The following is a 20936-nucleotide window of genomic DNA, read 5'->3' on the forward strand; positions in this document are numbered from 1 at the left end:
GTCGCGTTTTTTAGAAAATCTCCACTTATTTGGACAAACTCACGGACATCTTACCGTCGAGAGTCGTTCCGAACTTGGGCAAAGGCATTTTCTTAAACACAGACTCGGCTTTTAAGAGCACGCCGTCTTCATTTACGAAGAAGGTCGTATCAGCTTCCATCGAATCAGTTGCCGCTTCACTATACTTCGCCGTGAACTTATATGCACTCTTTCCGTCAACATCAACTTTCCCAATGTACTTCCCGACGATCTTGTAAGCCGGAACCTCGGAATCATGGCCCGTGGACTGCTTGACTTCTACGGTGTAGCTCTCACCCTCTCCGATCTCATCTTTTGGAGGAAGGAAGTGCATCACGGCGTACATCCGCTGCTGATCGGTTCCATCAATGCCGCCGGACACAGACTTGATGAGGCCGGTTCCAACCGCATATTCCAGGTCGATTGCACTTGCAGGGACATCTTGTTCGCCCGCGCCCAGGGTGATTTTGAGGCCTTCCCAGTTGATCGAGACCTTGGCAAGGTCCTTCTCAACGGACTTTACTTCCTGCTGGAGATTGGCTCCGACGTGTACATCTTGTCCTTGGAGCTCCGTTTTGATCTCAAATTTGTATTTGGAGGTGCCAACTTTCGGGGCTAGGTTGATCTTAACTTTGGCATCGGTTGCTGCAAAGGCAATGCCCATGGCAAGAACTGCGAGGACGGCGGAAAGGGTTACTCTCATGCGGGATGATCTCCTTTGTTCGACCGGAAAAAACCGGTATCAAATCAGATCATATACCGTTACGTGAGCGGTCTGCCCTTTAGATGAGCAGGTTCTTAACAAACTCTGAGGCGCCTGTGAGTTCTGACTGGAATCGGTCCATCTCCTTCTCACCCAGATCGAATTGCTCAGCGCATTTTTCTGTGATCACAGGCGGAACCGTTCCGACGCCACCATCGAAGCCGCAGTGGTGGGTCACAAGCTCGGAGACGCCGTAGGGTGTTGTTAGGTCTGTGTGTTCTGCCACAGCGGAGCACACGGAGTCTGGGAAGCCGACTTCCACCAACCAAACTGCACCGATGATCGCGTGGTCGTGACCAAAGGCCATCTGCTCGCCTGCCGACAACTGAGTCTTGGAACCCTTTAATGCACCGAACAGGTTGGTGTAAGACTCGCCGTGAATGGCAGCCATGGCACACACACCGATGTTCAGGAAGAGTCCGACGCTTGACTGCGCATCAAAAGCCGTTGCTGCCACGGAAGTGAGATATGCCTGCTCGCCCAGTGGGATGGGATCGAGCGCTGCGTATTGGCAGAGCTGTGAGTGCACGACGTGAAGACCCGCTAGGAGTGCGACCTCCTTCATGACCGACCATCCCAGCGTCTCGACACCTGCGCGGATTGAGATGGGAATCGGCTCGAACATAGACTCGGCTACGATTTGCGAAATACTCACAATGCGGTTCACGTGATCGGCGTCGAGACATACAACCCGCTCGGCCATGGAAGGTGCGACTTCATCTCGAACGTACAGCGCGGCCATTCTCCGCAGCAACGGTTCTGCATCGCGCAAATGTTTGCAGTGATGCACAACTCCACGAACAGGGGCTAATCCACGTCTCTCAGCAACAGGCACCGACATCTCACTTTCCTTATCGGTGGTTTCAGCCTAAAGTCGGAACAGTTTTATTACCGGAGGTACACTCCCCCCTGCACATGAAGAGGGACGACTTACTCGACCTGAACGATGTGCTGCAGCATCCCGGAAGGCGACTCGCCGTCGATATCTCGACCGAGTTACCCGAAGAAGAAGACGTTGATTTACTGCAGCCCCTCGAGGGTTTCCTAGAAGCCACAAGTACCGGCAACATTTTGTTGATCACCGGCAATTTCAAAGCACGTCTGGTCCTAGAGTGCGCGCGATGCGTCGGACCGTTGGAAACCGATCTAGAGTTCGAGATTGACGAACAGTTCCCGGTTGAAGGCGTTCCTAGCTCGCTAGACCCCAAAGACTTCGCCAGGGTCACGCCAGATGAGCCTTTCCCCCTTTTTGAGGGCAACTCGCTTCTGGTGGAGAACCTCCTGAGGCAGGGACTGCTGTTGGCCATACCAACCCAGCCTCTGTGCGAGCACGGATGGGAAGGAGACTGTCCCCTCGCAAAAGAACGAGGAGCAGCTATACGGAACGCCCCACAGGGCCATCCTGTGTTTGAGCAGCTGTCGAATTTGATTAAGCCCGAGGATGGCAATTGAGCGACAAAGAGACGCTCTATACAGAAGAGTCTCGACATGCCTTTGTGATTGGTGAACCTGCCATCGCTCTCGATGCGATGGGAGGTGACCATGCTCCCGAACAGATCGTCAAAGGAGCTCTCGAAGCTCTGCCGAGTTTGAGACAGAAGCTCTTTCTGGTGGGTGATCCCGTCCAAATCCAGCGTTTTCTGCCGGATCAGCTTCCTGCAAACCTAGTAATCAAACCAGCGTCTCAGCAGGTTGAGATGGACGAGAAACCGACTGAGGCCTACAGGAAGAAGAAAGATAGCAGCCTCATGGTTGCCGCCAAGCTTGTTAAAGAAGGTCACGCCCAGGCACTCGTGTCGGCAGGCAACACCGGCGCTGCAAGCACTTTTTCTCTTTTGACCTGGCGCCAATTGCCGGGAATCCATCGCCCTGCGATTGCAAGCCGGATGCCCAACGCACACGGTGGGTTTGTACTCCTCGATGCCGGAGCCAGCCCAGACGCCGACCCAGAGCACCTGGTGGAGTTCGCCATTATGGGCCGGGCTTATGCGCAGAAGGTGATGGGCCGGGAGAACCCCCGAGTTCACCTTCTCAACATTGGAGAGGAGGAGGGCAAGGGTAATGCGTTTGTGAAGCAGACCTACAACCTCATGCGTCAGTACCCGTGGTTTGCAGGCAATATTGAAGGCAAAGACATGTACAACTCGCCATGTGACGTGGTGGTGTGCGATGCATTCGTTGGAAATGTCGTCTTAAAGGCCAGTGAGGGAGTTGCCGAACTGATCACCAGCACCATTCGCCAAGGCATCCCCACGAATCCTTTTCAAAAAGCACTCTACTGGCCCGTTCGCAAGGTGACAGCTCCACTGCGAAAGCAGATGGACTACGCCGAGTTTGGCGGAGCCCCGTTACTTGGTCTGAATGGCCTATGCACCATCTGTCACGGCAGAAGCAGTGCACGAGCTATCAAGAACGCACTCCTGATGACCCAAATGGCCATCGAAAATAAACTTGTCGATACGATTCGTAACTCTATTTGAGTCCCCAAACCCGCACGCCGATGAATAACACCAAATCGATCCGCTCAGTAGTACGAGGAACAGGAAGCGCTGTTCCTGCCAAGATTGTGACGAACGCGGATCTTGCGACGATCGTGGACACATCCGACGAATGGATTGCCCAACGCACCGGAATTCGAGAACGAAGAGTCAGCTCTCCGACCGAAACCACGTACACCCTTAGCCTCGAAGCGGCGCAGAAGGCGCTTGCCGCTGCAAACATTAAGGGTGAAGACATCGACATGGTGATCTTGGCCACGGTTAGCGGAGACTTCCCATGGCCGGCGACAGCCTGTCTCATCCAAAACGCCATCGGTGCGAAACATGCAGGGGCGTTTGATGTCAGCGCTGCCTGTGCAGGCTTTATCTATGCGCTTTCTGTGGGCGACGCGATGGTACGCATAGGGCAAGCCAAAAAGGTGCTTGTCATTGGGGCCGACTGTCTCTCCAAACAGGTGGACTGGACGGATCGTGGCACGTGCATCCTCTTTGGCGACGCTGCTGCGGCCGTCGTGCTCGAAGCGGATGAGAATACGGACCGAGGCCTCATCGAAACCATCCTTCTGGCAGACGGTAGTGGTGCTCAGCACATCTACATTGAAGCAGGCGGTATGCGCTACCCGAGCTACGTGCCTGAGTCCGAAGGCAAGCGCCCCACCATTGCTATGGCAGGCTCCGAGGTTTACCGGTTCGCAGTCAACGCTATGGGAGACGCTTGTGTGAAGGTTCTTGAGAAGGCCGGGATGACCTCTTCTGAAATCGACCTCTTTGTTCCACACCAGGCGAATCTCCGAATCATCGATTCTGCGGCTAAGCGACTCGAGCTTTCGGACGACAAGGTCTTTGTAAACGTGGACAAGTACGGCAACACGAGCGGTGCTTCCATCCCTCTCGCACTGGATGAAGCTGTTCAGCAAGGCCGTCTCAAACCAGGAATGGTGGTGATGACCGTCGGATTTGGTGCTGGCCTCGTTTGGGGCGCAAACATCCTTCGCTGGTAACTACCATGTCTGACCGTCTGCAACCCCTGCTTCTAAAACTCGCCACCGCCGCTGACGTGAAGGAACTCGCCCAGATGAATCAGGGGCTCATCAAAGATGAGCAGAGTTCCAACACAATGAGCCTGGACGAGTTGGAGCAGCGGATGCTGCGGCGCATCGAGCACGAAGGCTTCAAGGCCTACTTCTTTGAGCTTGAGGGCGAGCAACTTGGTTACTGCCTCACCAAGCTTAGTGAGCCCAACACACTATGGGTCCAGCAGTTTTACGTGGATCGCGGCCAGCGGCGGCGAGGCATCGGCTCACGCGCGGTTCAATTGCTACGCGAACTTCTTCCAGCGGATGGCACCCTCGAAATTGACGTGCTCAACACCAACCCCACTGGCGCGGCGTTCTGGAAGCAAGTCGGTTTTATGCCCTACAGCACGCGGCTTAAAATGAGGGCCACTCCATCGGAGGAAATAGTTACTCTCTTCCGACCTATGGGCGAGCAAGAACTGGACCTCGTTAGACAATCGGGGTTCCGAGCATGGCCGCCGCGCCTGGAGTTTCAGCCCATTTTCTACCCAGTCTTGACGCTTGAGTACGCCCGACTGATCGCGAGGACGTGGAACGTCGAAGATCGAGACTCCAACTTTGTAGGCTACGTCACTAAGTTCGACGTGCGAAAGGAGTTTATCGAGCGCTACCCCATTCAGGTGGCGGGCGGTAGCGACTTACAGGAGTATTGGATTCCCGCAGCGGATCTGGCCGAACTGAATATGAACATCGTTGGTCAAATTCAAATCATCGAGGAATATCGTCCGGCCTCATCAGGCGGAGTGAGCGGCAGCGACCTGTGCGTCAACCAGAGCGACAGTTAGCTCTTTGTTGAGTCGAACACCGTTCAGTTCACTGAGGTGAACGTGGTGAAGGTCGGTCCTTCCGCGCATCTGCCCTAAGTAGGCATACAACTCTTCAACCTCTTCGGTTGTGAGATAGAGGCCAACGTCAGCCAAATCCTTATGTGATTCATAATCCATCATTCTCATTTTCTTCTCCAGCCAAACGGGGTCAAAACCATATAAGGTGTACACGCTTAAAACCCCATAGAGTTTCTCGGTTGGTGAAGGATTGAGAATTAGGCCCTACGAATGAGGCTTAGGTCACGATTCTCAAAACTTTAACAAAACACACAAACCAGCGAAAATACCTGGAAGGCTTGTCCCGGTACATGTTGCAGAATGTAATGATTGTGGGGTTTTTTATGATGACGAGGAGAACCGTGTCCGCTGCAGCTGCAGCAATTTCTTTCAGCCTGATCAGTACCACTAGTGCATTTGCTTGGACGAATCCTTCGGTTTCGCCAGTTCTGCATAGCACTGACTTTAACGGTCTGTACACGGAGAACTTCGAGTCTTACTCCCAGAATCAGAACAGTCACCACCTTTTTGCTTCCGGTGATAGCATTTTCGGCGGTCATGCCACTATGAGCACGATCCCAGGTTCGGGAGAAGTAGATCCTTTCACTGGCAAGCCTTATCCAGGAAACAGTAACTCTCTCCTGAGGACCTTCAACAACACTCAAGACCTAGTTGATGGTTGGGGCACAGGACGGGACCCACAGTTTTGGAATCCTAACGGCGGCTCGTACGGTCTTGGCGTGGGCATCATGAACAATGACCCTTCTGGTATGTACGATGCGCCGCTCACGATCACCTTCGACCCGGCCGATAACCTCCACTACTTCGGTGGCTATTTCGGTACGGGTGGTAGCGACTTCAAAGTCCGCTTCCGCTTCCTCAATGCAAAAGGCGAAGTGATTGGTGCCACGCACGACTCGAAGCTTGGCTATGACACTGCCGGCGATATCGATGAGAACTTCGGATACGGAGCAACTTCTACGAGCGACTGGAAGATGAAATGGTACGGCTACAGCACAACAGAAGCCATCGCTAAGGTCCAAATCTCCGGTTACTTCATGGTAATGGATGACCTCAAAGCTGCCGTGGTCCCAGAGCCTGCAACCATCGCGATCCTAAGCCTCGGCGTAGCCGCAGCAACCCGTCGCCGCAGAAAGTAATTTGATTCCCTCCTCTCTTGTAAGAGAGGAGGGAAAATCAGCGACTTCTTTGTGGGCTTCCCTAGAACTTGAAGCCGTATGCTAGCATTAGCTGCGTTCGGAAGCCGTCGTCTTTGTTGCTTGGGATTCCGCCGCAGAGTGAGGCTGTTACTCTGGGGGTCACTGGGATGTTGAGCGCTACCCAGGTGATGGAGTTAGGGCCGCTGGTGAAATCGGCCATGTAGGAGAACCCTTTTGGTAAGGGGCCGTCTACGCCACAACAAAACCGGTTCAGACCGTTGTTGCTCATGTACCCGTAGTGGAAACGGATCTGCTTGGCGTCATATCTGCCGACGGCGTAGCGATCGCAAGTTCCACCTGTAAGTTCCAGGTTTTGGACACCTACGCTGAATGCGTGTTTGTGATTCTTGGGGGATTCGTAGAGCAGAATCTTTGCGCTAAAGACCGTGTGACCCAGAAAGTCGTTGTCGTAGCCCGCTTCAAATCGGTCGCCGATGCCAAAGGTTGCGCAGTGAGCGTTTGAGAGTTTCTTGCTAATCTTCTTCTCAAAGAGTGTGCCCGTGTACGTAAACGAGCCTTCACGGTTACCCAAAATGTCAGCGATAGGAATGACAATAAGCCCGGTAGGACCCGCCGATGCTACCGTAGCAATACCAAGTGCAGTGCCAGCTGCAAGGAATTTCTTATACATAACCACCTCAACCAGCTGTTGATTTCCATGGCTAGCAAGTCCACTCCCTAGTATTCGTTTCGGTTTCCCATGTGCGGGAGTATCGCAAAGGGACAATCCGGTAATGATGCAGGGTATCCGGATACATGAAAAAACCCCTCATGCCGTGGTGGCATGAGGGGTTTTCTTGGAGGGCTCAAGCTGCCCGAAATTCGATGGTGTTGTCGTATTTCTTCACGGAGTGGGCATATGCGGCATCCAAGAACACCACTCGCTGCGCCTCTTCTAGGCTTGTTTTGCCAGCGGCGACCATCTTCAGGATTCGCACCTGCATGGACTCGTAGCCGGCCCGCATGGCTGTTTCTCGGATGGTCTCGATTGGCTGATGGTCTGCAATCATGTTTGCAATGTTTGGAGTCACGGCCAAGATTTCGTGTACGGCGTTTCGGCCTTTGAAGCCCATCTTCTGGCACTTGGGGCATCCCCGCGAGACCATCATGCTTTCTGGCACCTCGACGCCGTAGGCTTCGAATAGCTCGATATCGGCCTTTGAGAGGTCGGACTCGACCTTACACGAGGGGCACAGCATACGGACCAGGCGCTGTGACATGGTGCCGATGAGCGACGTGCTTAGCATGAAGGGGTCGATCCCCATATCGAGCAGTCGGGGTACGGCGCTGGGGGCGTCGTTGCAGTGGAGCGTGCTCAGCACCATGTGACCGGTAAGCGCGGCGCGAATGGCTGTCTCGGCTGTCTCGCCGTCGCGGATCTCACCGACCAGGACGATGTCGGGGTCTTGGCGCAAAATTGCACGGAGTTGGCGAGCAAAGGTTAGGCCCACCTTTTCCATGACCTGGGACTGGTTGACGCCATCGATGTCGTACTCGACGGGGTCTTCGCAGGTCATGATGTTGTTCGAAATCTTCTTCAGCTCTTGGAGGGCTGCGTAGAGGGTAGTGGTTTTACCGCTACCGGTGGGTCCGGTTACCAGGAACATGCCATAGGGCTTGCTCACCAACGACCGGAATAGGCTGAGCATGTTGTCACTGAATCCCAACTCTGGGAGCTTCTTCAGGGAGTTCGACTTATCGAGGATTCGGAGTACGATTCTCTGTCCGTGGTGGTTGGGCAAGCAGCTGACGCGGAGGTCGATCTGCCGCTTCTCCATGACTACCGAAATTCGACCGTCTTGAGGAACTCGGAACTCCACGATGTCGAGTTCCGCCATGATCTTCATACGGGTTACCAGCATCGGGTGAAGGCTGATTGGCAGGGTCTTTGAGAGCTGCAACTGGCCGTCGATTCGGTATCGGACCTCGATCCGGTCGGTGCGTGGCTCGATGTGGACGTCGCTGGCGCCGACTTTGATAGCATCTGCAATGATCTGGTTTACCAACCCCACAACGGGGCGCGTGTCGGCTTCGGTGAGTTGGGCAGCGGTATCTCGGCTGCCTCGTTTGACCTGGAAGTCCTTAAGGGCGGCGTCTACGAGTTCGTCTAGATCCTCGCTGACCTTTGGAGAACCGTGGGCGTCTTCGATGGCTTTGGCAAGACGCTGAACATCGGCAAGCACGGGCTCAATGCGCATGCCAGATGCGTTTCGCACCATATCGAGGGCGTCGATATCTTGAGGGTTGACCATTGCCACCAGCAAGAGGTCGCCGCGAATGGCTACGGGTAGAAGCTGATTGTTCTTGCAGATATTGGGCGGGAGCTTCTGAATGGCGGCTGGGTCTGGAGGAGACTGCTCCAATCGCCAGGGCCAAACACCTAGCTGTGCGGCCAGTGCATTTAGGAGCAGATCCTCGGAGATAAACCCTTGATCTACGAGGATTGCGCCGAGCGGACGCTTGTCCGTCTGCTGGAGTTCCAGTGCCTGATCTACCTGCTCCTGTCCAATCAGTCGCAGAGATACCAATAATTCGCCGAGCCGTTTTCTTGCCATTCGTTCCTTTCCGTCAGTTCTACTAGTGAAATGATCGGACAGGACAAGTGACAGGTACGTCGTACGATTACCGGGTTTCTGGAAATTCCTGCAGAACTACAGGCCTAGCCGAGACCACATCTGATCGACCTTTGATTTCACTTCGTCAGACATTGTTATAAGCTTCGGATAGTTGCGGTTAAATCCGTTCTCTCCGGGCAGCTTATGGGTGCAATCGAAGCCTAATTTGCCACCAAAACCCATCTCTACGCTGGCGTGGTCCAACTGATCGACGGGGCCTTTGTTGTGCAGGGTGTCGCGCATGGGGTCGCAGTTGGCACCTAGGCGGAAGAGGACTTCGCCGATGTCTTGCACGTTGCAGTCTTCATCGAAGATGTACACGAACTTGGTGAAGGAGAGTCCGCCGAGGCCCCAGATGGCGTTCATGACCTTGTAGGCGTGGCCTGGGTACTTCTTTTTGATGGAGACGAAGGCTACGTTGTGGAAGGTGGCTTCTACGGGGAGGTTCATATCCACAATCTCGGGGACGCTGAGGCGGATCATGGGTAGGAAGATTCGTTCGACGGCCTTGCCCATCCAGCCGTCTTCCATGGGCGGCTGACCTACGATGGTGGCGGGGTAGGTGGCTTTGGGGCGCATGGTTACGGCAGTTACGTGTAGCACCGGGAACATGTCGGCGAGGGAGTAGTAGCCTGTGTGGTCGCCGAAGGGGCCTTCTAGGCGGCGCTCGCTGGGATCGACGTAGCCCTCAATGATGATTTCGGCGTCGGCTGGGACCATTACGTCGACGGTCTTGGCCTTGACCATCTTTACGGACTCTTTGCGAATGAATCCGGCGAAGAGCATTTCGTCGATTCCGGGCGGGAGTGGGGAGATGGCCGCGAAGTTGTAGACCGGGTCGCCGCCCAGTACGATGCAGACTTCGAGGTTCTTCCCTTTCTCGCCCGCATCTTCCATCTGGCGCATGCCCGTCTTGTGCATTTGCCAGTGCATGCCGCAGGTGTTCTTATCGAACAGCTGTACGCGGTACATGCCGACGTTGCGCTTGCCGGTGTTTGGGTCGTGGGTGAAGACGAGGGGGAGGGTGACGAAGGGGCCACCGTCTTCGGGCCAGCAGGTGAGGATGGGGAGTTTGGTGAGATCGACTTCGTCGCCGGTCATCACGATCTCTTGGCAGGGGGCCTTATCGACTGTCTTGGGTGGCACGCCTTTGAGTTCGCTGAAGAGCCAGGGGAGCTTTTTGAGGGCTTCGATGGGACCTTTGGGGACTTCTGGTTTGAGGAGCGCTTCCAGGCGCTGGGCGTGCTCTTCGAAGTCGTCACAGCTGAGCGCGAGGGACATGCGCTTGCGCGAGCCCATGGCGTTGATGGCGACGGGGAAATCGTATTTGACGGTGGCTTCTTTGCTCTGCTGCATCGCCGGGTGGCCGATGACTGCGCTCATGGGGTCGGGTGTTCCCAGGCGGTGCGGTCGGCCTTGCACGTTTTGGAAGAGCAGGGCTGGCCCTTGTGCCTTCATCACGCGATCTGCGATCTCTGTGATCTCGAGGTAGGGACTGACCGGCTCGGCGATCTTCTTAAGTTCACCCTTGGATTCCAGAACGTCTAGGAAATGCTGATAGTCTCGATATGCCATGCGCCGCCTAGAGTCTACGCGTTTGGGGCATGGTTTGTTTGGCCTGAATGCCTCAAGTTCAGATTGGCTTCATGCTATTGATAATCTTCCAGAGCTCAGCCTCGTTCAAGCGCATCGGAACCTGAGGAGTTTCATAGCCGACGACTTTGTATGCACGCCCGTCCGTGAGGCTAATGTTGTAGGTCTCACCATCCGCAATACTCTTTCGGTGGATCGAAGATCGGAACACCGTTCCCTTCCATGCACCGTGCTTGACTATCCTAATCGTCAAACTACTAGTCTTGCCGCCTTTGCTCTTGTGGATATTGGTTGGCACTTCAGCCAAAAGCTCCTTGATCGTTGCGGAGTCGACCTCCGGGAGCCAAGCAACGGTAAGATTGCCCTTATAAGCGTCTCTGAATGTACATGTCCTTGAGATACCGAACTTTGGCGAGTCCTCCGATTTCCAATCCTTTGGCAAAACTACGCTGAAGGGTGTCGCCTTTCCATCTCCAATTCTCCACGTAACCCACTCTTGCGAGTTGCTAGAGGAAACTGTGGTTAAGACAGTGGAAGTACATATGACAACTGCGGTTCTAGTAAATAAGGTCACGGTATTCACGCTCTACAAAGTGGCATTTACGGAGAGGTATGGGAACAGGTTTCACAGATCTTCGATTCTTGGCAGTAGGTGCCATCCAGACTCAATTATTGCTAAGATCGCTTTTCGGTCACTGAGCCTCACGCCTTCTTTGTGTGGGATTTCGAGGGTCATGTGTCCATAATTTGACTCAATGCCGATCCCAGAGAAGCTTAAAAACATACTGGTTGCGACGCCGGACACTCTAAGTGGAGCAGTCAGGTTTGTTGGCACACGTGTGCCTGTTCAAGCATTGCTGGACACTTTAGAAGACGGCGATCCTATTGATGAGTTTCTTTCGGGTTGGCCAGACGTCTCACGGGAGCAAGCGGAGGCAGTTATCCGGTGGGAGCAGGATTTGGCCCGAAAATCTCTCGCTATGAAGCTTGTGCTTTAAATGTGCTTTCTTCTTGAGAGCGATCGAAAGAAATCGTCGATCATCCAGACCTCAAACGCCTCGCGATCCAAGAACCGCATCGGCAAATAAACCACCGCGACGTAAACGGCACACCCGACAAAAATCGCGGCCTCACAATACTCCTGACGCTGGCCCACTAACATAAACGCCAACAAGCCCAAGCACAGGGCCAATCCTCGAACTAAGTGCACCATCTACAATGATTGTAGGAACCAAACTCAACGACGCTGGGTCGGAGTTTTCTCATTGCGTACAGAAGAAAATGGAGTTGGCCTGTAAGCCGGATTCTGTCGTGAATGACGATTTATCTACGCGGCCAACCCGGAGGGTCTGCGAGCAGCGTCAACCCCTCCCTATTTGGCCTTGCTTCCAGTGGGGTTTGCACGGCCAGCTGGTTACCCAGACTGCCGGTGAGCTCTTACCTCACCATTTCACCCTTACCCGTATGACCAGGCGGTTTGTTTCTGTTGCACTTTCCGTCGGGTCGCCCCGCCCCGGCTTGCGTCGGGCACTGCGCTCTGTGAAGTCCGGACTTTCCTCCCCACGACAAGCGTGGAGCCGTCATCCAGCCAACTCCAAAGGAAGTATGGCAGGAACGCATCCTTAACGATGTAGAATCGTATTCACCTCAGGTGAGGGATCCGCATGCCCATTAAAGCCAATCAAGAACTGCAGCTCGAAGCAGCACACGCTTTGATGGCGCATCTTCGCCGGTTTCCAGAGGACGCCGGAATGCCTGCCGAGCAGCTTGCGCAGCAGTTTGGGCTAGATGTCCAGTTTGTTCGGAATGTGCTGGGGCAGATCCAAGTTCCTGACCGGAGTACCGCCCATACTTACCGCGGCCCCAGCCCGCTTCAGCGTTTGGGTCGAGGTCTGATTACTGGGATCGATCGCAGCTTTGATTGGGCTACCCAAAAACCGGTGGTGTTCGTGGCCGCCACCACGCTCATCGGCCTTGGCACAATCAAAGCTGTCACCTGGCTGATTTTCCCGATGCTCCTCGGAGCCATGGGGTTTGAGGCTAGCATGTGGCGGATTTTGCTGTTCACCAGCGTCGGCTCGCTCGTGTGCATCGCACACCTCGTGTGCTACTTCCGCCGAGCCATGGCCCGCTACGCTCTCTACGGCGCGCTCGAGATCTGGGTCATCACTTCTCTGGTCTTCATGACCCTTTACTGGCTGGAAAAGTCAAACGAAACGGAAGTCCAAAAAGCGCTTGCGGTTGCGCTCATCGCGGTTCTCACCTTCATGGGGTCGTCCGTCTACGCCCTGTTTGGCACCATGTTCTCGGTGCTGGGTGGCTGGCACCGACTGAAGCAACACGAGTACCAAGAAGAGCAACTCTCCCGGCAAGAGTTGCTGGAGCGATATTTCCAATTGCAGGGCCGATTGGAGGAAGGAAACAGCCTAGATCTGACCAAAGAGTGGGAACAGTTCCAGCTGGTGAAGCTTGTCCAGGCCCACCCCGTACGGTTCCTCTTCGCGTGGGGATTTGGTATTAGCGCGGCCTACCATGTAGCCGAGGCTTTCCTCTCTGCCAAAGGCGGTAACCCCTTTGGAGACGAGTCGTTTTTGATTCTGTTCCTGTCGCTGGGCTTTGTGATCTTCCAGTGCCTTGGCTTTGTGTTTGGCTGCCTCATGTCTGGGAGCGTGGTGAGGTCGGTTGTGGCGAGCCTCGCCTTTTGTGTGGGCACAGGGTTGTCCGTCTTACTTCCTGTGGGCGACGGTGGGGTTGGCTACTTCACCAACCTCCACAACCTGCCTTCGATCCTAGCGTTTACGTTTGTGTTTTTGGCCACCGGAGCGCTGGTGGGGCTGGGTGCGACGATTCAGCAGAAAGCTCTGCGTGACCGAAGCCTCCAGGGCAATGATCAGGCTACGGTCATGGGCGAGATGTTGCGCATTCAGTGGCGGCTTGCCAATGCCAGCGGAACGGTGTGCGTGATGGTTGTTGATGCTGCCAAGAGCACCGAGATGAAGATGAATGCTGATCCGCTCGCCGTTGAGTACAGCTTCCGGGAGTATCAGAATTGGATCGAGGAACTCTCGGCCAAACACCATGGGCAGGTGCACTCAACTGCAGGTGACGGCGCAGTCGTGGCCTTCCCCGACAGTGCCGAGGCGTTCTGCGCTGCCCAGAGGCTTGTGGCAGACTTGGATCGGTTCAATCAGGAAGACAATCGTCTGGACCGACCCTTCCGGCTCCGCATCGGACTGCATCAGGGTGAGGTTGCTGGTGAGCTCGATAAGGTTCAGTTCACTCAAGTCATTGATGTCGCCGCGCACGTAGAATCGATTTGCCCTGTGGGTGGAATCGCTCTTACGGACGTGGTTGTGGCGCAACTGCCCATGCACCAGTTTGTCCCCCTTGCGAGAACGATGGATGGCCACAACGTATTCGTGGCGATGGACCCCAGCGAGGCGGAAAACTGCTAATGGATTTCGAGTTCGAAGTTGAAGACCTCGGCGTGATGCCGTATACCGAGTGCTTTGAATACCAAAAACAGGTGTTGGAGGATGTGCTTGCGGGCAACAAGCGGAGCACGCTTCTGTGGGTGGAGCACCCGCCTACGCTCACCCTTGGGGCTAACTTTCACAAGTCGAACCTACTCTTTTCGGAAGAGTTCTATCGAGAGCGTGGCATCGAAGTTCATGTGACCGACCGAGGTGGAGACGTTACCTTTCATGGCCCTGGTCAGCTTGTCGCTTATCCCATCTTTGATCTCAACCTGATTGAGCGAGACCTTCACAAATGGTTGCGGGCGTTGGAAGAGATCGTCATTCGATCCGTGGCCGAACTAGGTGTGGAAGCGCGCAGATTCCCGCCTCACACGGGCGTGTGGGTTGAAGATCGGAAGGTGTGTGCCATGGGCATCAAGGTGCGCCGATGGGTCTCGATGCACGGACTTGCGCTCAACTGTGATATGGACATGACCCCCTTTGGGCTCATCATCCCTTGTGGGATCGAGGGTTACGCGGTTACGTCACTCACTCAAGAAACGAGTCGAAAAGTATCAGTTTCAGAGATGAAACCGATACTTTTCAACAACTTCGAAGACGTCTTTAGTTCTTGACGCCTCCGAACGCTGCAAAGCAGCTATTCACATGCAGCACGTCCGTCTTCGCAAACCCGACCTGTCTCAGGAGGTCGAGTTGGTAGGTGAGAGGAGTCTGACTGTCTTCGTGCTCCACATAGGCAAACACGAAGTCTCGATACGCTTCGTCTTTCAGGCCCACCAGATAGTCTCCGTAGCGTTGGGTCATCATGTCTAGCACGGCTGGGATCTCGTATGAAACGAGGTCAAACACCCAAAATCCGCCACCTGGTTTAATGGATTTGTATATGTTTAAGAAAGTATTCTTCCACTCTTCCTCTGTCCTGAGGTGGTGAAGCACGGCAGATGCCAGTACGGTATCAAACTGGTCAATGCCTAGATCGACTTCGCGTACGTCTTGTTGGATCGTCACGATCTCGCCTTCAAATCCGGTATCTCGGATCCGCTCCACAGCGCGGGTTAACATCGGCAAGCTTAGGTCGATGAGGGTGATCTTGGATGGAGGGGCGTCGAGTCGTAGGAGGAGTGCGAGTGTGTAGTTGCCAGCGCCGCAGCCGATATCCAGGATCGACTTGGGTTGGCGGCGCTGTTTGGCGGCAGCGGAGGTTACGAGGTCCATCGCCAGAGGGGCGTCTACCGTCGTCGATTGTCCAGTTTGCAAATTCGAGAACCGTTCCACGTCTGCATCGAAACGTGCCCGGATCTCTTCCACACTCGATTTTTCCATCACCAATGATTATGACGGCGCTAAACTAAGGGGCATGGCCTTACAGCACTTCCCAGGGAGCGCCGGAACCGACGAGGCCGGACGAGGTCCGCTTGCCGGACCGGTAGCCGCAGCCGCCGTCATTCTTCCCGAAGGATTCGACATCAAAGGCCTGAACGACTCCAAGAAGCTGACCCACGCCGCGCGTGAAGCTCTTGAGATCCGAATCAAAGAGCACGCCATCTGGGTGATCGAGATGGCCTACCCGGAGGAGATTGACCGGCTTAACATCCTGCACGCCAGCATGGCAGCCATGACGAGGGCCGTCAACGCTCTCCCCACGGCGCCAAGCCAGGTGTATGTTGACGGGAACCGAATCCCCACGGGGCTCTCTTACCCGGCCGAGGCCGTGGTGAAAGGTGACGGCAAAATCACCTGCATCGCCGCCGCCAGCATCCTCGCCAAGACCGCCCGAGACCGGTACATGGTGGAGATGGCAGCGGAGTTTCCGCAATACGGGTTTGACCGTCACTTTGGCTACCCAACCCCGGAACACCTCGAAGCCCTACGCACGCATGGCCCCTGCCGCATCCATCGTCGCAGTTTTGCCCCTGTCCGAGAAGCAGAACAACCGTGTCTAATCTCCGTCGAGTAGGGAAAGAGGCCGAAGATCGAGCGGCAGACTTCCTGCTGTCCCTCGGCTACACCGTCGTCACGCGCCGCTACAAAGCGAGGCATGGCGAAGTGGACATTGTTTGCCTGGACGATGAGGTCCTTGTGTTTGTGGAGGTGAAAGAGCGAAACCACCCGGACTACAGCCCAGAAGAGGCCATCGGGCGCAACAAGATCGATGCCTTGTTGAGGGCGATCAATGAGTACTTGCTGGCGACGGGTGAGAAACGAGAGACTAGAATCGACGTTGTCGCAATGGACCCGAGTGGTCTGCGCCACCACATCGACATTTTAAGAGCCTGATTCGTGGCGAGCCCGTTTGCGGCTCCGCTTGTCTTCATACATCGCGCTATCGGCCGCCATGGAGATGTTTTCCACGCCGTCTGTGCTGTGAGACCAACCAACCGATACCTGTGCATCGGCGTCGCTATCGGTGCGCTCGCGAATGCGACGAACCACCTCGTGGGCTGTGTCCCTGCTTGCGCCTGGCAGCAGGACTGCGAACTCGTCGCCACCAAGACGCGCCACTAGGTCTGTATCTCGAACACAGGCTTTCAATCGCTCGGCCAGACGTGTTAGCGCTTGGTCTCCGGCGGCGTGGCCTTGTGTGTCGTTGATGTCCTTGAAGTCGTCCACGTCCGCCAGCACGAGCGCAAAAGGTTCTTGTCGCACTTGGAGTCTTCGCAGGGTTTCTTCGTACTCCATGCGGTTAGCCAGGCCCGTTAGGGGATCCGTGCGGGCTAGACGCGACATCCGCTGAACTTCTGCGACCAGGCTGGTCCGCAGGGCGTGCTCCGCTGTGATGTCCGTGACGATGTCGACGCTGCCTCGGTAGCGACCTTTGAGGCTGATGAGTTCTGATCGAGCCACCAGCGCGCGCCGATGCAATCCTGATACGGTGCGAAATTCTGCTTCAAACCGGTCGGGGGTCCCGTGGGGATCGCGGGAAACCATCCACTCATCGCACGAACTTCCGATCAAATCCGCTGAGGTGGTCTCCAACCAATCTGCAAGGTAGTCGTTGGCCGTCTCCACAACCCCACGGTCATCCAGCCGCCAGATCCCCTGCCGCATGTTGCGTACGATGAACTCGTACTCGAAAACAGTCAATTTGGAACGGCGAGCCCGTGCGAAGGGATGCAAGGTCTCTTCGACTGTTACCGCGAAGCCGTTCTCAAGCGGAACACCGCGAACTCGTGCGTGATGGTGGTCGGCCACGCTTGCGGTGGTCTCTGTTGCAACTCCTTGCTGACAATCTAGAAGGAGCTTCCGAACCCCTTTCAAGTAATCGCTGTCAAATACATTCGAGGCATCTAAGGCAAGACCCTGCGACTCAAGAACAGCTCCATCTGGTGCGCAAACATACACACCAGTGAAGATTTGAGTAAGCAAGTTGCTTGTCTGATCCTTCGACATCGAGTTCACTGCCCTTCGAGACGTACAGAGGTTGACGCACGAAATGCCCTACCTGTCGGTTTTCGACTCAAAAACTAGCGTACTTGCGTGCCTTCAGGCGCCTCTCGGTCCGGTTGAAGCAAAATAGCGGAGCCATCTGTGTCCGTTGCAGCTAGCAACATTCCCTGGCTCTCGACGCCTCTCAGCTTCGCTGGTTTCAGATTAACGCAAACCACCACTTGGCGTCCAATCAAATCTTCTGCGGAGTAGCTTTTGCGAATACCTGCAACGATCTGACGTTTCTCTTCGCCGATTACCACCTGAAGTTTGAACAGTTTGTCTGCACCTTCCACAGGCTCGGCCTCTAGCACGCGTCCAACTCGGAGTTGGACCTTCATGAAGTCTTCAATTGTAATTTCTGTTTCCATAGGTGCAGTTGCCTCCTTCTTGGGGGCGTTTTCTTCCTTCTTTGGTTTTGGAGCAGCGGCGGCCTTTTCTGCTTGCTGAGCTGCAACCTTGGCGGTAAGGTCAAGACGAGGGAATATCGGTTTCGGCTCTAACATCGCCGTTCCTGCTGGGAGCGAGGCGGCCGTGCCGATCTCTGACCAAAGCGTGGTTGCAGCCACGCCCAGCTGCTCGGCGATGGCGTCTGCTGTGCTTGGGAGAACGGTTCGGATCATTCCTTCCACCGCACGCAGGCAGCCGAGCATCGAGCGAATCACACCGGGAAGTGCTGGATCTTGGTTCTTTGCCAATGCCCAGGGAGCGCGGGTGTCGATGTACTTGTTCAAGAACCGTACCAGACCCCAAGCCGCTTCTACGGCATGGTCGATGCGATACCCCGTCATGGCTTTTTCGAAGCCTGCCTTGGCCGTTGCGATTGCTGTCTGAGCATCTGATTCAACGGCTGCATCGGGCACTTTGCCTTCCACAAACTTATGAGCCATGGCGAGTGATCTGTTTAAGGCGTTGCCGAGATCGTTAGCCAAATCGCTGTTGTAGCGTCGATCAAAATCGTCGTGGGTAAAGACCGAGTCGTTGTCAAAGGGCATGGCTGCGGCCATGTAGTAGCGGACCGCATCAATGGCGACATCTGAAGCGCATCCGGACCGCTCTGACAACTCCGCTGCAAGCTCCAATGGAGCAACCACGTTGCCCTTGGACTTGGAGATCTTCTCGCCGCCGATCAGCATCCACGCGTGCCCTACGAGGGTCTTCGGTAGAGGGATGCCTGCTCCCAACAGCATCGCAGGCCACAGAGTTGCGTGGAAGCGGGTGAGGATGTCTTTGCCCATCCATTGAACGTCTGCCGGCCACTTGTCTTCCCAACCCGCATTCGGCCAACCTGCTGCGGCTACATAGTTGATGAGTGCGTCGAACCAGACATAAACCACCTGCCGATCATCGCCTGGCACGGGGATGCCCCATCCGGCGTTTGTTCGGGAAATGCAGACGTCTCGGAGTCCCTGCTTGATGAAACTCACGACTTCGTTCTTGCGGCTCTCGGGGATGATGAAGTCGGGATTTTCTTCGATGTGCTTGAGCAAGGGCTCTGTGAAGGAACCCATCTTGAAGAAGTAGTTCTCCTCTTGCACCCACCGGACCTCGTTCCCGTCGGGGCTTTTTCCATCGACTAGGTCTGCATCTTTGTAGAAGGTCTCGCTGGAAACGTCGTACCAGCCTTCGTAAGTGCCCTTGTAGATGTGCCCCTTCTCCTGAAGCACGGAGAAGAACGCCTGCACTGCCGCGATGTGCCGGGGCTCTGTGGTTCGGATAAAGTCGTCGTACCGAATGTTCAGACCTGGCCAGATCTCCTTGAATTTGGAAGAGATCTCGTCTACAAACGCCATCGGATCTTTGCCAGCCTTATCGGCAGCCTCTTTCACCTTGAGTCCGTTTTCGTCTGTTCCGGTGAGGAAGAATGGATTCATCCCCTGCATTCGCTGGTACCGCGCGGTGACATCCGCGGCCAACGTAGTGAGCGCCGTTCCAATGTGCGGAACGGAGTTAACGTAATAGATCGGGGTGGTGATGGTCGAGCGGTTTGGCATCGGCTTCTGGAGTGTACCGGTGCGGGTGTTGGCAGAACCTCTAGACATTCTGTTATGCCTGAGAAATCACTCTCTCAGGCTATCTGAGTGCTTGCTGAGGCTAATACTAGGTTCAACGCCCCCTATTTGTGAATTCAGGCACAAGCTAGTATGGGATGGCGTGATGTGGCGAACTATTTGCAGATTCTAGAGTCATGAACTGCATGAAGAGGATAGCTGCATCGATAGTCTTGGCCACAGTTTTCGCGGCGGCTACCCTTGCGCGGACTGAGAAAGGATCGTTCTTGGAGAAACGAGTCACCAGCACGAGTGGACTCATTGCTCAGTTGAGCGACCGTGTGGTTCTCGACCGCTACACCCGGCACTTTGGTAAAGACAAGGCGTTCTTGCAGAAGTGGTTTGGAAGCTTGCACGTTGAGAAGCTGAAAAAGACCACCCACTACCGCGTTTATAACGTGAACAACGCTGGTGTCATTGGTTGGAAAAGTCTTCTGCTGAAGGCAGGAACCCCCGTCTTTGCCGACAAGAGTGGGAAGATTACGCTTAAGCTGAGCTGCGGTAATCCGATGGCGACCGGCACCGATATTGTTGTTCAGAGACGATTTACTGGGTTAGCTTCTGCGACTCCGGAGACGCGCGAGTTTGCCGAGCAACCTTTGATCTCGCCCAGTGAGGATATTGCCGCGCTATCTACGCCGGAGACGCTTGTGGCTGAGATCCCGGCGGTAGACCCGACGCCCAATCCTAGCCCAATCTTCCTGGGAGAGGCTGGTCCTGCGGAGGTTCCTACCGCGGCAACGCCATCTGGGAACAGCATTTCCACACCCTCGTTTGGCACTTACTTTCCTTTGTTCAGCCTGCTGCCTGCGATCGGCGGCTCGATTGGTGGAGGTGGAAGTACGCGAACGGATCCGGGAAGCACGGGAGGGTCCAGTTCTGGTACTTCGTCAGGGACGACTTCTGGTTCGAGTAGTGGGTCGACGAGCGGGTCAACTGGCGGAGGATCTACAGGCGGAAGTTCAGGGGGAGGCGGAGGAGTAAACCCAGTCCCCGAACCCCTGACCCTAGTGGCCATGGCATCCGGTCTGACGGCTTTAGCGGCGCGAAAGCGCCGCCTCGTTCGGGGCTAGGGCAAGGGGCGGGGCTTGCGCCGCTTGGCTGTTGGTATGTCGTTTCGGAGGGGTTGGGTGTCGTTGAGGGTTGGAGGCTTCTGGCACCCCTTTCGGGGTGCGGTTCTTGGTGGGAGCTTTCGGTGGGTCTTCGACGCCACCGCTACTTTCTGGCATCCCGATTGGGATGCTTCGGAGGGGATGGGGAGCGTGCTGACAGCACTTTGGGTTTATTGTGGTTTGGTTACCAGGACTGCGTCCTTCGCTCTGACGGAGCGCCCCATTCGGGGCTAGGGGTGAGGAAGGGACGGTTAGGTTTTG

The 20936-nt window shown here is 55.3% G+C and carries 23 protein-coding genes and 1 other RNA gene; 11 read left to right on the forward strand and 13 right to left on the reverse strand.

Going from position 1 to position 20936, the window contains the following annotated elements:
- Positions 1-25 precede the first annotated feature (25 nt).
- Both ACZ51B_RS09995 and ACZ51B_RS10000 read right to left on the reverse strand, forming a co-directional pair.
- Positions 26-721, reverse strand: coding sequence for a hypothetical protein (locus ACZ51B_RS09995; protein ID WP_464297103.1), 696 nt, complete (start codon positions 719-721; stop codon positions 26-28).
- Between the two features lie 79 nt (positions 722-800).
- The gene (locus tag ACZ51B_RS10000; protein ID WP_464297104.1) at positions 801-1622 is read right to left on the reverse strand and encodes an HDOD domain-containing protein; all 822 of its coding nucleotides are present in this window, start codon (positions 1620-1622) and stop codon (positions 801-803) included.
- 74 nt (positions 1623-1696) lie between these two features.
- On the opposite strand from ACZ51B_RS10000, the gene ACZ51B_RS10005 reads away from it, so the two are divergent.
- The 4 genes from ACZ51B_RS10005 to ACZ51B_RS10020 are packed head-to-tail and all read left to right on the forward strand — an operon-like array spanning position 1697 to position 5140.
- On the forward strand, positions 1697-2233 hold the full coding sequence (locus ACZ51B_RS10005; RefSeq protein ID WP_464297105.1) for a YceD family protein: 537 nt from the start codon (positions 1697-1699) through the stop codon (positions 2231-2233).
- Positions 2230-3261, forward strand: a complete 1032-nt coding sequence (gene plsX / locus ACZ51B_RS10010) for a phosphate acyltransferase PlsX (RefSeq protein ID WP_464297106.1) — start codon at positions 2230-2232, stop codon at positions 3259-3261. The genes ACZ51B_RS10005 and plsX overlap by 4 nt, the downstream gene beginning before the upstream one ends.
- Before the next feature lie 20 nt (positions 3262-3281).
- Entirely contained in the window at positions 3282-4280 is a 999-nt protein-coding gene (locus ACZ51B_RS10015; RefSeq protein ID WP_464297107.1) for a beta-ketoacyl-ACP synthase III, read from the forward strand.
- 5 nt (positions 4281-4285) lie between these two features.
- The gene (locus ACZ51B_RS10020; RefSeq protein ID WP_464297108.1) at positions 4286-5140 is read left to right on the forward strand and encodes a GNAT family N-acetyltransferase; all 855 of its coding nucleotides are present in this window, start codon (positions 4286-4288) and stop codon (positions 5138-5140) included.
- Here the strand turns inward: ACZ51B_RS10020 and ACZ51B_RS10025 are convergent.
- The gene (locus ACZ51B_RS10025) at positions 5090-5308 is read right to left on the reverse strand and encodes a hypothetical protein (protein WP_464297109.1); all 219 of its coding nucleotides are present in this window, start codon (positions 5306-5308) and stop codon (positions 5090-5092) included. The genes ACZ51B_RS10020 and ACZ51B_RS10025 overlap by 51 nt on opposite strands.
- Before the next feature lie 437 nt (positions 5309-5745).
- On the opposite strand from ACZ51B_RS10025, the gene ACZ51B_RS10030 reads away from it, so the two are divergent.
- Positions 5746-6339 (forward strand): PEP-CTERM sorting domain-containing protein, encoded by a 594-nt coding sequence (locus ACZ51B_RS10030; protein ID WP_464297110.1) that lies wholly within the window; start codon positions 5746-5748, stop codon positions 6337-6339.
- Between the two features lie 61 nt (positions 6340-6400).
- Here ACZ51B_RS10030 and ACZ51B_RS10035 read toward each other — a convergent pair whose 3' ends face one another.
- From ACZ51B_RS10035 to ACZ51B_RS10050, 4 genes are all read right to left on the reverse strand, one after another.
- The gene (locus tag ACZ51B_RS10035) at positions 6401-7030 is read right to left on the reverse strand and encodes a hypothetical protein (RefSeq protein WP_464297111.1); all 630 of its coding nucleotides are present in this window, start codon (positions 7028-7030) and stop codon (positions 6401-6403) included.
- Between the two features lie 175 nt (positions 7031-7205).
- Positions 7206-8954, reverse strand: coding sequence for a GspE/PulE family protein (locus ACZ51B_RS10040; RefSeq protein ID WP_464297112.1), 1749 nt, complete (start codon positions 8952-8954; stop codon positions 7206-7208).
- Between the two features lie 96 nt (positions 8955-9050).
- Positions 9051-10589, reverse strand: a complete 1539-nt coding sequence (locus ACZ51B_RS10045) for a menaquinone biosynthesis decarboxylase (RefSeq protein ID WP_464297113.1) — start codon at positions 10587-10589, stop codon at positions 9051-9053.
- Positions 10590-10647: 58 nt separating this feature from the next.
- Complete coding sequence (locus ACZ51B_RS10050; protein ID WP_464297114.1) at positions 10648-11181, reverse strand: hypothetical protein; 534 nt, start codon at positions 11179-11181, stop codon at positions 10648-10650.
- A gap of 181 nt (positions 11182-11362) precedes the next feature.
- Between ACZ51B_RS10050 and ACZ51B_RS10055 the strand changes: the two genes are divergently transcribed.
- Positions 11363-11605, forward strand: coding sequence for a DUF433 domain-containing protein (locus ACZ51B_RS10055; protein ID WP_464297115.1), 243 nt, complete (start codon positions 11363-11365; stop codon positions 11603-11605).
- Here ACZ51B_RS10055 and ACZ51B_RS10060 read toward each other — a convergent pair.
- Positions 11602-11769 carry a hypothetical protein gene (locus tag ACZ51B_RS10060; RefSeq protein WP_464297116.1) on the reverse strand — a complete coding sequence of 56 codons (168 nt, stop codon included), beginning with the start codon at positions 11767-11769 and terminating at the stop codon, positions 11602-11604. The genes ACZ51B_RS10055 and ACZ51B_RS10060 overlap by 4 nt on opposite strands.
- A gap of 117 nt (positions 11770-11886) precedes the next feature.
- An RNA gene (rnpB, locus tag ACZ51B_RS10065) (RNase P RNA component class A) lies at positions 11887-12203 on the reverse strand.
- A gap of 68 nt (positions 12204-12271) precedes the next feature.
- Between rnpB and ACZ51B_RS10070 the strand changes: the two genes are divergently transcribed.
- Entirely contained in the window at positions 12272-14062 is a 1791-nt protein-coding gene (locus ACZ51B_RS10070) for an adenylate/guanylate cyclase domain-containing protein (RefSeq protein ID WP_464297117.1), read from the forward strand.
- Complete coding sequence (gene lipB / locus ACZ51B_RS10075) at positions 14062-14700, forward strand: lipoyl(octanoyl) transferase LipB (RefSeq protein ID WP_464297118.1); 639 nt, start codon at positions 14062-14064, stop codon at positions 14698-14700. Before ACZ51B_RS10070 ends, lipB begins: the two co-directional genes overlap by 1 nt.
- On the opposite strand, the gene ACZ51B_RS10080 is transcribed toward lipB, so the two are convergent.
- Positions 14690-15409 carry a class I SAM-dependent methyltransferase gene (locus ACZ51B_RS10080; RefSeq protein ID WP_464297119.1) on the reverse strand — a complete coding sequence of 240 codons (720 nt, stop codon included), beginning with the start codon at positions 15407-15409 and terminating at the stop codon, positions 14690-14692. The genes lipB and ACZ51B_RS10080 overlap by 11 nt on opposite strands.
- A gap of 34 nt (positions 15410-15443) precedes the next feature.
- Here ACZ51B_RS10080 and ACZ51B_RS10085 point away from each other — a divergent pair, with 34 nt between their 5' ends.
- Entirely contained in the window at positions 15444-16043 is a 600-nt protein-coding gene (locus tag ACZ51B_RS10085) for a ribonuclease HII (RefSeq protein ID WP_464297120.1), read from the forward strand.
- On the forward strand, positions 16022-16363 hold the full coding sequence (locus tag ACZ51B_RS10090; protein ID WP_464297121.1) for a YraN family protein: 342 nt from the start codon (positions 16022-16024) through the stop codon (positions 16361-16363). The genes ACZ51B_RS10085 and ACZ51B_RS10090 overlap by 22 nt, the downstream gene beginning before the upstream one ends.
- Here the strand turns inward: ACZ51B_RS10090 and ACZ51B_RS10095 are convergent.
- Together ACZ51B_RS10095 and metG are read right to left on the reverse strand one after the other, a co-directional pair.
- The gene (locus ACZ51B_RS10095; protein WP_464297122.1) at positions 16352-17476 is read right to left on the reverse strand and encodes a GGDEF domain-containing protein; all 1125 of its coding nucleotides are present in this window, start codon (positions 17474-17476) and stop codon (positions 16352-16354) included. The two genes, ACZ51B_RS10090 and ACZ51B_RS10095, sit on opposite strands and share 12 nt — an antisense overlap.
- Positions 17477-17550: 74 nt before the next feature.
- The gene (gene metG, locus ACZ51B_RS10100; RefSeq protein WP_464297123.1) at positions 17551-19554 is read right to left on the reverse strand and encodes a methionine--tRNA ligase; all 2004 of its coding nucleotides are present in this window, start codon (positions 19552-19554) and stop codon (positions 17551-17553) included.
- Positions 19555-19709: 155 nt separating this feature from the next.
- On the opposite strand from metG, the gene ACZ51B_RS10105 reads away from it, so the two are divergent.
- Entirely contained in the window at positions 19710-20636 is a 927-nt protein-coding gene (locus tag ACZ51B_RS10105; protein ID WP_464297124.1) for a PEP-CTERM sorting domain-containing protein, read from the forward strand.
- On the opposite strand, the gene ACZ51B_RS10110 is transcribed toward ACZ51B_RS10105, so the two are convergent.
- Positions 20601-20792: a hypothetical protein gene (locus ACZ51B_RS10110; RefSeq protein WP_464297125.1), complete on the reverse strand. Its 192-nt coding sequence runs from the start codon at positions 20790-20792 to the stop codon at positions 20601-20603. The two genes, ACZ51B_RS10105 and ACZ51B_RS10110, sit on opposite strands and share 36 nt — an antisense overlap.
- Positions 20793-20936: the final 144 nt, after the last annotated feature.

The organism is Fimbriimonas sp. LA-C6 (assembly GCF_055398105.1).

Coding starts and splice junctions, on each gene's coding strand:
- ACZ51B_RS10110 (WP_464297125.1), bottom strand. CDS start 20,792: ATGCCAGAAAGTAGCGGTGGCGTCGAAGACCCACCGAAAGCTCCCACC.
- ACZ51B_RS10085 (WP_464297120.1), top strand. CDS start 15,444: ATGGCCTTACAGCACTTCCCAGGGAGCGCCGGAACCGACGAGGCCGGA.
- ACZ51B_RS10045 (WP_464297113.1), bottom strand. CDS start 10,589: ATGGCATATCGAGACTATCAGCATTTCCTAGACGTTCTGGAATCCAAG.
- ACZ51B_RS10040 (WP_464297112.1), bottom strand. CDS start 8,954: ATGGCAAGAAAACGGCTCGGCGAATTATTGGTATCTCTGCGACTGATT.
- metG (WP_464297123.1), bottom strand. CDS start 19,554: ATGTCTAGAGGTTCTGCCAACACCCGCACCGGTACACTCCAGAAGCCG.
- ACZ51B_RS10030 (WP_464297110.1), top strand. CDS start 5,746: ATGAGCACGATCCCAGGTTCGGGAGAAGTAGATCCTTTCACTGGCAAG.
- ACZ51B_RS10055 (WP_464297115.1), top strand. CDS start 11,363: ATGCCGATCCCAGAGAAGCTTAAAAACATACTGGTTGCGACGCCGGAC.
- ACZ51B_RS10035 (WP_464297111.1), bottom strand. CDS start 7,030: ATGTATAAGAAATTCCTTGCAGCTGGCACTGCACTTGGTATTGCTACG.
- ACZ51B_RS10060 (WP_464297116.1), bottom strand. CDS start 11,769: ATGTTAGTGGGCCAGCGTCAGGAGTATTGTGAGGCCGCGATTTTTGTC.
- ACZ51B_RS09995 (WP_464297103.1), bottom strand. CDS start 721: ATGAGAGTAACCCTTTCCGCCGTCCTCGCAGTTCTTGCCATGGGCATT.
- lipB (WP_464297118.1), top strand. CDS start 14,062: ATGGATTTCGAGTTCGAAGTTGAAGACCTCGGCGTGATGCCGTATACC.
- ACZ51B_RS10070 (WP_464297117.1), top strand. CDS start 12,272: ATGCCCATTAAAGCCAATCAAGAACTGCAGCTCGAAGCAGCACACGCT.
- ACZ51B_RS10005 (WP_464297105.1), top strand. CDS start 1,697: ATGAAGAGGGACGACTTACTCGACCTGAACGATGTGCTGCAGCATCCC.
- ACZ51B_RS10020 (WP_464297108.1), top strand. CDS start 4,286: ATGTCTGACCGTCTGCAACCCCTGCTTCTAAAACTCGCCACCGCCGCT.
- ACZ51B_RS10080 (WP_464297119.1), bottom strand. CDS start 15,409: ATGGAAAAATCGAGTGTGGAAGAGATCCGGGCACGTTTCGATGCAGAC.
- ACZ51B_RS10015 (WP_464297107.1), top strand. CDS start 3,282: ATGAATAACACCAAATCGATCCGCTCAGTAGTACGAGGAACAGGAAGC.
- ACZ51B_RS10000 (WP_464297104.1), bottom strand. CDS start 1,622: ATGTCGGTGCCTGTTGCTGAGAGACGTGGATTAGCCCCTGTTCGTGGA.
- ACZ51B_RS10025 (WP_464297109.1), bottom strand. CDS start 5,308: ATGAGAATGATGGATTATGAATCACATAAGGATTTGGCTGACGTTGGC.
- ACZ51B_RS10095 (WP_464297122.1), bottom strand. CDS start 17,476: ATGTCGAAGGATCAGACAAGCAACTTGCTTACTCAAATCTTCACTGGT.
- ACZ51B_RS10105 (WP_464297124.1), top strand. CDS start 19,710: ATGAAGAGGATAGCTGCATCGATAGTCTTGGCCACAGTTTTCGCGGCG.